The organism is Pseudomonas sp. RC4D1 (genome assembly GCF_018390395.1).
In the GTDB taxonomy this organism is placed as follows: Bacteria; Pseudomonadota; Gammaproteobacteria; order Pseudomonadales; family Pseudomonadaceae; genus Aquipseudomonas; species Aquipseudomonas danubii.
In genome coordinates, this window is sequence record NZ_JAHBAW010000001.1 from 2,115,951 (window position 1) to 2,128,804 (window position 12,854).

Here is a 12,854-nt window from a genome sequence, read left to right on the forward strand (position 1 = left end):
ACACACTGGATCGGGGCTCAGGCTCCGGGTTCAGGTGTGGCGCTGGTTTGAGAGTAGCGGTCACAGGTGGTGCGGCACTCAATCTTGAGCGCAGCGCCGAATGCGCAGTACCTAACGAAGACGGTAAAAAGCATGAATCTTCACGAGTATCAGGGTAAGCAGCTGTTCGCTGAATACGGCCTGCCAGTATCCAAAGGCTACGCGGTAGACACCCCGGAAGAAGCAGCAGAAGCTTGCGACAAAATCGGCGGCTCCGAGTGGGTTGTCAAAGCCCAGGTTCACGCCGGTGGTCGCGGTAAAGCGGGCGGCGTTAAGCTGGTTCGCAGCAAAGAAGACGCTAAGGCATTCGCTCAGCAGTGGTTGGGCAAGCGTCTGGTGACCTATCAGACTGATGCCAATGGCCAGCCTGTCACCAAGATCCTGGTTGAATCGTGCACTGATATCGCTAAAGAGCTGTACCTGGGCGCTGTCGTTGACCGTTCGAGCCGTCGCATCGTGTTCATGGCTTCCACCGAAGGTGGCGTGGACATCGAGAAAATCGCTCACGACACTCCAGAAAAAATTCTGAAAGCCACTATCGACCCACTGGTTGGCGCTCAGCCATTCCAGGGTCGCGAGCTGGCTTTCCAGCTGGGTCTGGAAGGCAAGCAAGTTGCCCAGTTCGCCAAGATCTTCGTGGGTCTGGCCAAACTGTTCCAGGATCACGATCTGGCCCTGCTGGAAGTGAACCCGCTGGTGATCAAGGCTGACGGCGATCTGCACTGCCTGGACGCCAAGATCAACATCGACGCCAACGCCATGTACCGTCAGCCTAAGCTGAAGACCTTCCACGATCCGTCGCAGGACGATCCGCGCGAAGCACACGCTGCCAAGTTCGAACTGAACTACGTAGCCCTGGAAGGCAACATTGGCTGCATGGTCAACGGTGCCGGCCTGGCCATGGGTACCATGGACATCGTCAACCTGCACGGCGGTAAGCCAGCTAACTTCCTCGACGTGGGCGGTGGTGCTACCAAAGAGCGCGTGACCGAAGCTTTCAAGATCATCCTGTCCGACACCAACGTCGCTGCAGTACTGGTCAACATCTTCGGCGGCATCGTTCGCTGCGACATGATTGCCGAAGGCATCATCGGCGCTGTGAAAGAAGTCGGCGTGAAAATCCCGGTTGTTGTTCGCCTTGAAGGCAACAACGCTGAACTGGGCGCTAAAGTACTGGCAGAAAGCGGCTTGAACATCATCGCTGCTACCAGCCTGACCGACGCTGCTCAACAAGTTGTCAAAGCTGCGGAGGGCAAATAATGAGCGTCCTGATCAATAAAGACACCAAAGTTATCTGCCAGGGTATTACCGGTTCGCAAGGTAGTTTCCACACCCAGCAAGCCATCGAATACGGCACCCAGATGGTGGGTGGCGTAACTCCAGGCAAAGGCGGTACCGAGCACCTGGGTCTGCCAGTGTTCAACACCGTGAAAGACGCTGTAGCTGCCACTGGCGCCACCGCCAGCGTGATCTACGTTCCAGCTCCTTTCTGCAAGGACTCGATCCTGGAAGCAGCTTTCGGCGGCATCAAGCTGATCGTCTGCATCACCGAAGGCATTCCTACCCTGGACATGCTGGACGCTAAAGTTAAGTGCGACGAGCTGGGTGTTACCCTGATCGGCCCTAACTGCCCAGGCGTGATCACTCCAGGCGAATGCAAGATCGGCATCATGCCAGGTCACATTCACTTGCCAGGCAAGGTCGGTATCGTTTCCCGTTCCGGCACCCTGACTTACGAAGCCGTTAAGCAGACCACTGACGCCGGTTTCGGTCAGTCCACCTGCGTCGGCATCGGTGGTGACCCGATCCCAGGCTCCAACTTCATCGACATCCTGAAGCTGTTCCAGGAAGACCCGAAGACCGAAGCGATCGTGATGATCGGCGAGATCGGCGGTTCGGCTGAAGAAGAGGCGGCTGCCTACATCAAGGCTCACGTGACCAAGCCGGTTGTTTCCTACATCGCTGGTGTGACTGCTCCTCCGGGCAAGCGCATGGGCCATGCTGGCGCAATCATCTCTGGCGGCAAAGGCACTGCAGACGAGAAATTCGCTGCGCTGCAAGACGCAGGCGTGAAAACCGTGCGTTCGCTGGCAGACATCGGCAAGGCCCTGGCCGAGCTGACCGGTTGGGCTGTCAAGTAAGCCTCGCGCTTAACTGACGCTTCAACCACAAAGGCCACCTTCGGGTGGCCTTTGTGCTTTCTGCCCCAGCAGCCGACTTGCCGGCGTAGAGGCCTTCAGTTCAGTTGCTGCCCTGGGGGAGGGCTTCGCTGGCAAGCCAGCTCCTATACAAGCCGCGCTTACCTAATTCGGCTTCTATACGGTTCGGCTCCCAGCATGCTGGCTGGTGTGCGGGGATAGGATTAAGCCCGATGGAAATATAATTTCGAAAATGCGACATCCCAATGTCGCATATCAGAAAATTCTCATTGCGCCGGTGCGTTCGTCTTGCAGATTCGGTAGGCTAGCCGCCTCTTTTTGCGTCTGCTGCCCACAAGGTAACTGCGCGCTAAACGGGTCAGTCTTATACGGATTGACAGCATTTCCCTCACCCATAAGGGAAATCCCTCTCTAAATTCCGATTCAGTAGTGTGGTATTTCCTTAATGAAAGTGTTGAAAGGCCAGGACATTCTGGCACTCGGCTTCATGACTTTTGCCCTGTTCGTCGGGGCTGGCAACATCATCTTCCCTCCTATCGTCGGTTTGCAGTCCGGACCCCATGTCTGGATGGCGGCGCTAGGCTTTCTGATCACGGCGGTCGGCCTGCCAGTGATCACCGTGGTTGCCCTGGCCAAGGTCGGTGGCGCCATGGATGCCCTGAGCAGCCCCATCGGTAAAGTCGCTGGCGGTCTGTTGGCGGCGGTCTGCTACCTGGCGGTTGGCCCGCTGTTCGCCACGCCGCGTACGGCTACTGTGTCCTTTGAAGTGGGCCTGGCGCCACTGACGGGCGAGAGCCCGCTGGCGCTGTTCCTCTACAGTTCGGCCTACTTCCTGCTGGTGTTCTTCATCTCCCTGTATCCGGGCCGCTTGTTGGATACCGTTGGCCGTTTCCTGGCGCCGTTGAAGATCATCGCGCTGGCGGTTCTGGGGATTGCAGCGGTCGCGCTGCCAGCGGGTACTGTTGGCGAGGCCACGCCCGAATATGTGGCAGCGCCGTTTTCTCAAGGTTTCATCAATGGTTACCTGACCATGGATACCTTGGGCGCTCTGGTGTTCGGTATCGTTATCGTCAACGCCATTCGCTCGCGAGGAGTCGAGTCGCCTCAACTGATCACCCGTTACGCGGTGATCGCCGGCCTGATCGCCGGGGTTGGTCTGGCGCTGGTCTATGTCAGTCTGTTCCGTCTCGGTTCGGGCAGCCATGAAGTGGCCGCCGGGGCCACCAATGGCGCGGCGGTGCTGCATGCCTATGTCCAACACACCTTTGGCTCCCTGGGCAGCGGCTTCCTCGCGGTACTGATCTCCCTGGCTTGCCTGGTGACCGCCGTGGGCCTGACCTGTGCCTGCGCCGAGTATTTCAGCCGCGTAACACCGTTGTCCTATAAGACTCTGGTGGTGATCCTCGCGGTCTTCTCGCTGTTGGTGTCCAACCTTGGCCTGACCAAGCTGATCGCCTTCTCGATCCCGGTACTGACTGCCATCTATCCACCGTGCATTGCCCTGGTGGCGCTGAGCTTCTGCAAGGACTTCTGGCAGGACCAGCGGCGTATCGTTGGCCCGGTGATGCTGGTGTCTTTCGTGTTCGGTCTGATCGATGCGCTCAAGGGGGCCGGCCTGGCCGATGGTTTGCCTAGCCAGCTGGCCCACTTGCCGTTGAGCGAGCAAGGCCTGGCCTGGCTGGTGCCTTCGGTGATCGTCCTGGCGGTTGCGGTGGTTTTCGACCGTATTCTGGGCAAGCCGGCCCAAGCCCTGGCTTGATCTGCCGCTGATGGCTCTGGATCGCCACAAGCGATCCATGAGCGCCAAGGAAAATGCCTCGTATCCATCGATACGGGGCATTTTTTATGGGGCTTGGGCGGTGTCTTTTTCCTCGGCGTGGCGTCGAAGCAGTGTCCTTGTCTTTTGCCAACGCCTTACAGGAATTTGCATGTCGTTTGTCCAAGCCAACCTGATTCATCTACTGGCCGCTCTGTGGTTCGTCGTCTGCTGGGGCGGCTATACCCGCTATGCCACCTGGAAGGGCCGGGACACGGCATGCCTGGCCAGCGTCCTGCACCTGTACCGCGAGGACTGGATGCGTCGCATGCTGCTGCGGGACAACCGTATCGCCGACGCCAGTGTGATCGGCAACCTGGAGCGCAACGCTTCGTTCTTCGCTTCCAGTACCCTGATCATCCTGGCAGGCATCCTCACAGTGCTCGGTGCATCGGAGCGCGCGGTGTCGCTGCTGGCGGACATTCCGCTGGTGCAGCAGGCGTCCCAGGGCATGTCGGAGATCAAGTTGCTGTGCCTGGCGCTGGTGTTCGTATATGCCTTTTTCACCTTCAGCTGGTGCATGCGCCAGTACAACTTTGCGGCGGTGCTGGTGGGGTCGGCGCCGATGATCGGCGAGCGACATGTCTCCGAGCAGGAGCGCAAGGCGTTTGCTTTGCGGGCAGCCCGGGTGATTTCCATGGCGGCCAACCAGTTCAACTTCGGGCTGCGTTCCTACTATTTCGGCATGACCATGCTGGCCTGGTTCGTCAGCCCCTGGTTGTTCATGCTGATGAGTGCAGGCGTGGTGTTTGTCCTGTACCGGCGGGAGTTTCATTCCGACGTACTTGACGTCATGGTCTATACCCCGACTGAACAGCCTTTGGCCGATAGCCCCAAAGACGCAGTCTGAGCGGGGAGGGCTGATCGATTGATCTGTTGCCCGGTTAAAAGGAGTTGGCCAATGAGTAAGCTGCGTGCCCTGATGTGCCTGTGCCTTTCATTCATTTTGTTGTCCGGTTGCCGGGTGCAAACCCTGTATCTGAATGGCGACGCCCATGGCCAGGTGGTGGATGCATTGAGCGGCATGCCGATCGCCGGGGCCAGGGGCACCTTCTGTGGGGCGCAGTTCCTGACTGGCGAGGACGGACGCTTCCAGGTCGAGCAGGCAACCGACTGGGAACTGGTGATGGTGCTGGCCGGCCGCGCGCCCCAGGACACCCCGCACCCTTGCTACATGAGTATCACCGCGGTCGATTACCAGACTCGCCAGTGGTTGGCACCCTTTACCGCCCACTACGACTTTCCCATCAGGCTATTGCCCGTATCCAGTTCCTCGCACTATGCGTTGGAGTCTTCAGCCAGTGGAGTGTCTGGACACCCGTTGCAGGCAGAGCCGCTCCAGGATGAGTTGTTCCTGGAGTCAGGGTATTGAGCTTCAGTGCTTAGTTACCTATTCGACAACTAAACACCGTTGTATTGAGCTGCTGTTTAGCAGACAAGAAAAAGCCCGCACTTGGCGGGCTTTTTGGTGTTGCGCTAAAACCGACTTAGTTGGTTTTAGGTGCTGCTTCCTTGGCGCTTTCTTCAGCAGCGGCCTTGTTGGATTCAGCCTGATCTTTGGCGGCTTCGGCGTTTTCTTTCGCTGCCTCGTTCACTTTATCCTGAGCTTCGTTCATTTTTTGTTGAGCTTGCTCAGCATGTTGGTTGGCATCTTGAGCTTTGTCCTCGGATTTTTTGTCGCAGGCAGCCAGACCGAGGGAAGCGGTCAGCATCAGGGCAATAGCTAAAGTCTTACGCATGGGGTGTTTCTCCTTAGTGAAGATATCTACTGGCCTTTCGATCATGGCCTTGTGATTTAAGTTCCTTGAGGCTCACAGATATATTAAGTATTCGTTTCACGGAACTTTTGTCTGCTTCATTCAATGCACATTCCTGACAATAACAAGAGGCATAAGCCATGGTGCAGAACCCAATTTTCGAGCGTGCGACGCGCTTTCTTTCCGCTCTGCGCCACTGTCAGGTGCTGGATATCAGGGTACACAGCGCCTCGGTGGAAGGCATGACTCTGACCTTGCCCTACAGCCCGCAGATTGTCGGTGACCCGCAAACCGGGATCATTCATGGCGGCGCCCTGACCACGCTGATGGACAGCGCCTGCGGCATGGCCACGCTTTGTGTGCTGCCGGAGTTCGAAGTGTGTCCGACCCTGGACCTGCGCATAGACTATATGCATCCGGCGATGCCTCATCATGACGTGCACGGCTTTGCCCAGTGTTACCGGGTCACCACTGACGTGATCTTCACCCGTGGCTTTGCCTATCAGGACGATCCCGAACGCCCCGTGGCCCACGTGGTCGGTACCTTCATGCGCATGGGCAAGGGGCTCAAGGGCAGTCGTGGGTTTGCCGGCTCCATCAAGGGAGAGCGGGCATGAGCGTGGGTCTTGCAGGGTTATTGGAGCAGGCTCGTCAGCAGGGCGATTACGCCGCGTTGCTGGAGCAGATTCCCTACGCCAGATTGATCGGCATCGAGTGCACGCCGCTGGGGGATGAGCTGCTGTTTCGCCTGCCGGCCAATAAGGACAATATCGGCAATCCTCTGCTGCCGGCCCTGCACGGTGGAGTGATCGCCGGTTTCATGGAGCTGGCGGCAGCCCTGCATTTGCTGATTCTCACCGGCTCGCCCGGCGTGCCGAAGATCATCGATTTTTCCCTCGACTACCTGCGTGCCGGACAGTTTCGTGACACCTTCGCTCGCTGCCAGGTGTGGCGGCAGGGGAGGAGGGTGGCCAACGTCGCCATCACGGCCTGGCAGAGCACCGCCGACGAGCCAATTGCTACCGCCCGGGCACATTTCAAGATTGAAGAGAGTCTCGCCCCTTGAAATCCAGTCAGCTACCCCCACTTCCATGTCATCCCGCCGCTCTCCGCTTCCGGAGCGCGACCACAGCCATCTGATTGGAGTTTGATGACCATGAGTGTGGAAACTCAAAAGGAAACCCTGGGCTTCCAGACCGAGGTGAAGCAACTGCTGCACCTCATGATCCATTCGTTGTATTCCAACAAGGAAATCTTCCTTCGCGAATTGATCTCGAACGCCTCTGACGCCGTCGACAAATTGCGTTTCGAAGCCCTGTCCAAGCCTGAGTTGCTGGAAGGTGGCGCCGAACTGAAAATCCGTGTGAGCTTCGACAAGGACGCGAAAACCGTCACCCTCGAAGACAACGGTATCGGCATGAGCCGTGAAGATGTCATCACTCACCTGGGGACCATCGCCAAATCCGGCACCGCCGATTTCATGAAGAACCTCACCGGCGACCAGAAGAAGGACTCGCACCTGATCGGTCAGTTCGGCGTGGGTTTCTACTCCGCGTTCATCGTTGCCGACCAGGTCGAAGTGTTCAGCCGTCGTGCCGGCCTGCCGGCCAGCGAAGGCGTGCACTGGTCGTCCAAGGGTGAAGGCGAGTTCGAAGTGGCGACCCTCGACAAGGCCGAGCGCGGTACCCGCATCGTCCTGCACCTCAAATCCGGTGAAGACGAGTTCGCCGATGGCTGGCGCCTGCGCAACATCATCAAGAAGTACTCCGACCACATCGCGCTGCCGATCGAGTTGCCCAAAGAAGCCGCTGCCGCCGAAGGCGAAGAGAAACCGGCGTTGGAGTGGGAAACCGTCAACCGCGCCAGTGCCCTGTGGACCCGTCCGCGTACCGAGATCAAGGACGAGGAATACCAGGAGTTCTACAAGCACATCGCCCATGACTTCGAGAACCCGCTGAGCTGGAGCCACAACAAGGTCGAAGGCAAGCTGGAGTACAGCTCGCTGCTCTACGTGCCGGCCCGTGCACCGTTCGACCTGTACCAGCGTGAAGCGCCGAAGGGCCTCAAGCTCTACGTGCAGCGCGTGTTCGTCATGGATCAGGCTGAGTCCTTCCTGCCGCTGTACCTGCGCTTCATCAAGGGCGTGGTGGATTCCAACGACCTGTCGCTGAACGTCTCGCGGGAAATCCTGCAGAAAGACCCGATCATCGATTCGATGAAATCGGCACTGACCAAGCGCGTCCTCGACATGCTGGAAAAACTGGCGAAGAACGAGCCAGAGCAATACAAGGGCTTCTGGAAGAACTTTGGCCAGGTGATGAAGGAAGGCCCGGCCGAAGACTTCGCCAACAAGGAAAAGATCGCCGGCCTGCTGCGCTTCGCGTCCACTCAGGGCGACGACGGCGAGCAGACAGTGTCCCTGGCCGACTACCTGGCTCGCGCCAAGGAAGGTCAGGACAAGATCTACTTCCTCACCGGCGAATCCTACGCTCAGGTGAAGAACAGCCCGCACCTGGAAGTCTTCCGCAAGAAAGGCATCGAAGTGCTGCTGCTCACCGACCGTATCGACGAGTGGCTGATGAGCTACCTCAACGAATTCGACGGCAAGAGCTTTGTCGACGTGGCGCGTGGTGACCTGGACCTGGGCAACCTGGACTCGGAAGAGGACAAGAAGGCTGCCGAGGAAGTCGCCAAGACCAAGGAAGGCCTGGTGGAGCGGATCAAGACCGCCCTGGGCGAGAGCGTCAGCGAAGTGCGGGTTTCCCACCGCCTGACCGACTCCCCGGCGATCCTGGCCATCGGCGAGCAGGACCTGGGGCTGCAAATGCGCCAGATCCTTGAAGCCAGCGGGCAGAAGGTTCCGGATTCCAAGCCGATCTTCGAGTTCAACCCGACTCACCCGCTGATCGAGAAACTCGACGGTGAGCAGAGCGAAGAGCGCTTTGGCGACCTGTCGCACATCCTCTTCGATCAGGCGGCCCTGGCGGCCGGTGACAGCTTGAAAGACCCGGCGGCCTATGTGCGCCGACTGAACAAGCTGCTGGTTGAACTGTCGGTTTAACCACGTTGCAAGAAAAACCCGCTTCGGCGGGTTTTTTCATTCTGGTGTCCCTCTACTGGAGAAGCTGAGTCATGAGTCAAATCACAGTGCGTTCCGTGGTCTATCAGATCGATGGCCAGCCCTATGAAGGTCGACTGGCCTTCGATGCCGCCCATCAAGGCGCGCGCCCGGGGTTGCTGATGGCGCCGAACTGGATGGGCGTCAGCGCTGGCGCGGAGAAGATCGCCGAGGCGGTGGCGGCCAAGGGCTACGTGGTACTGATCGCTGATCTGTATGGCCAGTCGCTGCGTCCCAGCGATGCCAGTGAGGCCGGTGCCGCGATGATGCCGCTCAAGGATGACCGGGCGTTGTTGCGCAAGCGCATGCAGGCGGCCTTTGCGGCCTTGCAGAGTCAGGGCGAAGCAGCGGTGGACACTTCCAGGCTGGCCACCTTCGGTTTCTGCTTTGGCGGCTGCTGCGCCCTGGAGCTGGCCCGCAGTGGCGCGCCAGTGAAGGCGGCGGTGTCGTTCCACGGCACCCTGGACACCCCCAACCCTAGCGACGCGAACAATATCAAGGGTTCGGTACTGGTACTGCACGGTGCGGCGGACCCGTTAGTGGCCAAGGAGCAACTGCCGGCCTTCGAGGCGGAAATGGATGCGGCGGGTGTGGACTGGCAACTGGTCAGCTATGGCGGTGCGGTGCATTCCTTCACCGATACCCACGCCAATGTACCGGGCAAGATGATGTACGACGCCAAGACCTCGGCGCGGGCCTTCGCCACCATGCATTACCTGCTGGACGAAGTTTTCTGCGGCTGACCCGCCGCCTCTGATTCCGGAGCTGGCTTGCCAGCGAAGGCGTCAGTGAGAGCAGCGCCAGACTCACGGGCCTGTTCGCCGGCAAGCCGGTTCCTAGCGATCAGTGGCGGGCGGGTGGCAATTCGATGCGCTCGCTTTCTCCTGGTACCTGCGGCCAATCACCGGCCGCCCAGCGTTGGCGCGCCTCCTCGATACGCGCCGGATCGCTGGCCACGAAGTTCCAATTGATCCGGCGCGGACCGTCCAGGGGCGCGCCGCCGATCAGCACTGCGTGACAATCGCTTTCGGCGAACAGCGTGGCGTTCTCCCCCTCCGGCAATACCACTAGCGCGTGCACGGGCAAAGGCTCGCCGTCCAGTTGTGCCTCGCCGTCCAGTACATACAGCGCGCGCTGCGGGTGCTCGGTGGGAATCAGCAGGCTGGTGGCGGTCTGCAGTCGCAGTTCGGCGTACAGGGTGGGGGAGAGTACCGGCACCGGCGATTCCAGGCAGAAGCCGCTGCCGGCGATCATGCGGATGCTCACCCCCAGGTTGTCGCTCACCGGCAGGCTGCTGGCCGGGTGATGGCTGTAATGCCCCGGGCCTTGCTCCTGCTCTTGGGGCGAGGCCAGCCAGACCTGCAGGCCGTGCATGGCGAACCCCTGGGCCAGCAAGGGGGCTGGCGTGCGTTCGACATGGGCGATGGCGCTGCCGGCGGTCATCCAGCTGACGTCTCCGGCCTCCACGATCTGGTCGGAGCCCAGGCTGTCCTTGTGCTGGATCTGCCCGGCGAACAGGTAGGTCAGGGTGGACAGGCCGATATGCGGATGTTGGCGGATATTCATGCCCTTGCCCGGCGGGTAGCGGGTTTCCAGCATATGGTCGAAGAACACGAAAGGCCCGACACTGCGGCACTGGGCCGAAGGCAGGGGGCGGAGGATGGGCTGGCCTTCAACGTCCTCGGCACGGGGACGGATCACGAGGGGGGAGTTCATGGCGGATTCCAGGCTGATCGGGTTATGCCCGGGAGCATAACCCGCGTGTGCCAGCCTTGCTGCTATTGGCTGAAGGCGCCTTCGGAGAGGTGGGTCTCGATGCTGACTTCGCTGGTGGTCATCAGCTTGTGGATCGGGCAACGGTCGGCCACCCGGTGCAGCTCATCACGCTGGGCATCGGTGAGCACGCCCTTGAGGGTCAGCTTTACATGCAGGGCGTATTTGCCTTGCGGCTCCTGGCTGTTGTCGTGCTTGAGCTCCACCGTGACCCCGGTCAGCGGGATGTTCTTCTTCTGCGCATAGAGCTTCAGGGTCAGGGCCTTGCAGGCCCCCAGGGCGGCATCGAAGTAGTCATGGGGCTCGGGGGCGGTGCCTTCGCCACCGGCGTACTGGGGCAGGTCGGTGAACAACTGGTGGTCATCCACCTGGATGCTGTGGCGGAAACCTTCGCTGGACTCGGTATTGACGGTAATGGTCATGGCAAACCTCAGGCAGTGATGAATATCGGATCAGGCTGTAAAGGTGCTGAAGTTATAGAGCATGGTGAGGCACAGGCGTTCCCCTTTTTTCTGAACCTGCTGCTGGGGTGCAGGGTCTACCCGGCTGCAACCCTTTGGAGACGCTGCGGTGTACTGGAATCATTTATACGGAACCTGCCTTGGAGCGTTGCTGATGCTGCTGCCCGGCGTGGCGGCCCAGGCACGGGATTACCGCTACAGCGATGCTCACTTGCATTACGTGGACTTCTTCCAGGAATCCGCGGGCATGGATGCGTTGCTCAAGGCCATGGCTGACAACCGTATTGAACAGGTGATGATTTCCGGCATTCCGGTGGCCAAGAAATGGCACGAGGACGAACCCAAGCGTCCACGCTATTACGCCGGTGATGATGCTGATGCCTATTGGTACAGCGCCACCGACGTGCTGGTGGCGGCTGCGGTTAAGCAACTGCCCCCTGAGCAGCGTCAGCGTTTTCATCCCTTCCTGTCCGGTTTCAATCCCAATGACAAGAACTCCGCGGCGCATATCCAGCGCATGCTCGACCTTGATCCGGGGCTGTGGCAGGGCATCGGTGAGGTCTTCACCCGCCATGACGACCTCACGGCCTTGACTGCCGGAGACACGCCACGGGCCAACAACGAGGCGATGACCAAGGTCTATCACCTGGCGGCGGAGAACGACCTGCCGGTCATGCTGCATTCCAACATCACCTCCAAGCGCGAACGCAACCCGCTGTACCTGGCAGAAATCGAAGAGCCGCTGCGCAATCACCCCCATACGCGCTTTATTTGGGCCCACGCTGGCACCAGCGCCGAGATCCATCGTCACCAGACCCGCCTGGAATTCTTGCTGCCGACCCTGACGCGGCTGCTGGAGAGCTACCCCAATCTGTACATCGACCTGTCCTGGAGCCTGCTCACGCCCTATCTGCTGGATGAGCAGGGCAACCCCAGCCAGGCCTGGCTGCAGTTGGTGGAGCGCTTCCCGGAGCGCTTCATGCTCGGTTCGGATGTGGTCGGGCGCTTCAACAAGCTGGGGCGCGAGCTGCACAGCTTCGATGTCTTCCTCGATGCCTTGCCGGAGGAGGTGGCGCGCAAGGTGGCCCATGACAATTTCCTCGCCATCCTTCCCGCCAAAAGTCGCCCTTAGCAGGCCCCAGTCTGTCATCAGCCTGTCACGCCTGCTTCATAAGCTCGCGCCATCTCAATCAAGGAGCGCGATATGCACCTCACTCGTTTAAGCGCATTGGCGGCGCTGATGATCTTCACTGGCCTGGCCAGTGCCGAAGTCCGTGTTGAAGGACCGGTGGAATACGGCGTGTTCGAAGGGCCCAAGGCCGAGCTGCAATCGGGGGAGCGGGTGCTGCGCCGCAGCAACGAGAAGATCCAGCAAACCTCGGTGGTGCCCGCCAAGCTGGGGACCAAGTTCGGTATGCGTTACCAGTTGCTGGGCAAGGTGGCCGAGGATCAGCCCCTGACTCTGCTCTACCTGACTCCGGGCATCCGTACCCCGGACGGGGCGCGCCACGACAAGTTCGAGATCACTCAGAAACTGGTGCCCAATGCTCCTCAGGATGTGATGGCCTACGAATTCACGGAGAACCATGAAGTGGTGCCCGGCGAATGGCACTTCATGGTCTTTCAGGGCGACCGTTTGTTGGCAGAACAGCGATTTTCTGTGCGCTGAATCGTTTTACGCCCAAGTATTGGAGTGCTAGGGCGTTTTGATATCACGTTTTTGTCTTACGC

14 protein-coding genes are annotated in these 12,854 nt (G+C 59.7%); 11 read left to right on the forward strand and 3 right to left on the reverse strand.

Going from position 1 to position 12,854, the window contains the following annotated elements; genetic code table 11:
• The first annotated feature begins 132 nt into the window (after positions 1–132).
• From sucC to KHO49_RS09695, 5 genes are all read left to right on the forward strand, one after another.
• On the forward strand, positions 133–1,299 hold the full coding sequence (gene sucC, locus KHO49_RS09675; protein WP_009047768.1) for an ADP-forming succinate--CoA ligase subunit beta: 1,167 nt from the start codon (positions 133–135) through the stop codon (positions 1,297–1,299).
• Positions 1,299–2,180: a succinate--CoA ligase subunit alpha gene (gene sucD, locus KHO49_RS09680; protein WP_068587916.1), complete on the forward strand. Its 882-nt coding sequence runs from the start codon at positions 1,299–1,301 to the stop codon at positions 2,178–2,180. The genes sucC and sucD overlap by 1 nt, the downstream gene beginning before the upstream one ends.
• 463 nt (positions 2,181–2,643) lie before the next feature.
• Positions 2,644–3,957 carry a branched-chain amino acid transport system II carrier protein gene (gene brnQ, locus KHO49_RS09685; protein ID WP_102878889.1) on the forward strand — a complete coding sequence of 438 codons (1,314 nt, stop codon included), beginning with the start codon at positions 2,644–2,646 and terminating at the stop codon, positions 3,955–3,957.
• Between the two features lie 169 nt (positions 3,958–4,126).
• Positions 4,127–4,864 (forward strand): DUF599 domain-containing protein, encoded by a 738-nt coding sequence (locus KHO49_RS09690; protein WP_102878890.1) that lies wholly within the window; start codon positions 4,127–4,129, stop codon positions 4,862–4,864.
• Positions 4,865–4,915: 51 nt separating this feature from the next.
• Entirely contained in the window at positions 4,916–5,386 is a 471-nt protein-coding gene (locus tag KHO49_RS09695) for a hypothetical protein (protein WP_110652149.1), read from the forward strand.
• A gap of 115 nt (positions 5,387–5,501) precedes the next feature.
• Here the strand turns inward: KHO49_RS09695 and KHO49_RS09700 are convergent, their stop codons facing one another.
• Complete coding sequence (locus KHO49_RS09700) at positions 5,502–5,753, reverse strand: hypothetical protein (protein ID WP_016968094.1); 252 nt, start codon at positions 5,751–5,753, stop codon at positions 5,502–5,504.
• Between the two features lie 158 nt (positions 5,754–5,911).
• On the opposite strand from KHO49_RS09700, the gene KHO49_RS09705 reads away from it, so the two are divergent.
• From KHO49_RS09705 to KHO49_RS09720, 4 genes are all read left to right on the forward strand, one after another.
• The gene (locus KHO49_RS09705; RefSeq protein ID WP_102863964.1) at positions 5,912–6,388 is read left to right on the forward strand and encodes a PaaI family thioesterase; all 477 of its coding nucleotides are present in this window, start codon (positions 5,912–5,914) and stop codon (positions 6,386–6,388) included.
• Positions 6,385–6,837 carry a PaaI family thioesterase gene (locus KHO49_RS09710; protein ID WP_115581881.1) on the forward strand — a complete coding sequence of 151 codons (453 nt, stop codon included), beginning with the start codon at positions 6,385–6,387 and terminating at the stop codon, positions 6,835–6,837. The genes KHO49_RS09705 and KHO49_RS09710 overlap by 4 nt, the downstream gene beginning before the upstream one ends.
• A 90-nt stretch (positions 6,838–6,927) precedes the next feature.
• Positions 6,928–8,832, forward strand: a complete 1,905-nt coding sequence (htpG, locus tag KHO49_RS09715; RefSeq protein ID WP_102879089.1) for a molecular chaperone HtpG — start codon at positions 6,928–6,930, stop codon at positions 8,830–8,832.
• A 71-nt stretch (positions 8,833–8,903) separates the two neighbouring features.
• The gene (locus KHO49_RS09720; protein WP_110595178.1) at positions 8,904–9,632 is read left to right on the forward strand and encodes a dienelactone hydrolase family protein; all 729 of its coding nucleotides are present in this window, start codon (positions 8,904–8,906) and stop codon (positions 9,630–9,632) included.
• A 100-nt stretch (positions 9,633–9,732) separates the two neighbouring features.
• Here KHO49_RS09720 and KHO49_RS09725 read toward each other — a convergent pair whose 3' ends face one another.
• Together KHO49_RS09725 and KHO49_RS09730 are read right to left on the reverse strand one after the other, a co-directional pair.
• Positions 9,733–10,605, reverse strand: coding sequence for a pirin family protein (locus KHO49_RS09725; RefSeq protein ID WP_110595179.1), 873 nt, complete (start codon positions 10,603–10,605; stop codon positions 9,733–9,735).
• A gap of 62 nt (positions 10,606–10,667) precedes the next feature.
• Entirely contained in the window at positions 10,668–11,084 is a 417-nt protein-coding gene (locus KHO49_RS09730; RefSeq protein ID WP_102878895.1) for an OsmC family protein, read from the reverse strand.
• A gap of 193 nt (positions 11,085–11,277) precedes the next feature.
• Here KHO49_RS09730 and KHO49_RS09735 point away from each other — a divergent pair, with 193 nt between their 5' ends.
• Together KHO49_RS09735 and KHO49_RS09740 are read left to right on the forward strand one after the other, a co-directional pair.
• Positions 11,278–12,255, forward strand: coding sequence for an amidohydrolase family protein (locus tag KHO49_RS09735; RefSeq protein ID WP_110595180.1), 978 nt, complete (start codon positions 11,278–11,280; stop codon positions 12,253–12,255).
• A 72-nt stretch (positions 12,256–12,327) separates the two neighbouring features.
• Positions 12,328–12,792, forward strand: a complete 465-nt coding sequence (locus tag KHO49_RS09740) for a DUF3859 domain-containing protein (RefSeq protein ID WP_102863958.1) — start codon at positions 12,328–12,330, stop codon at positions 12,790–12,792.
• Positions 12,793–12,854: the final 62 nt, after the last annotated feature.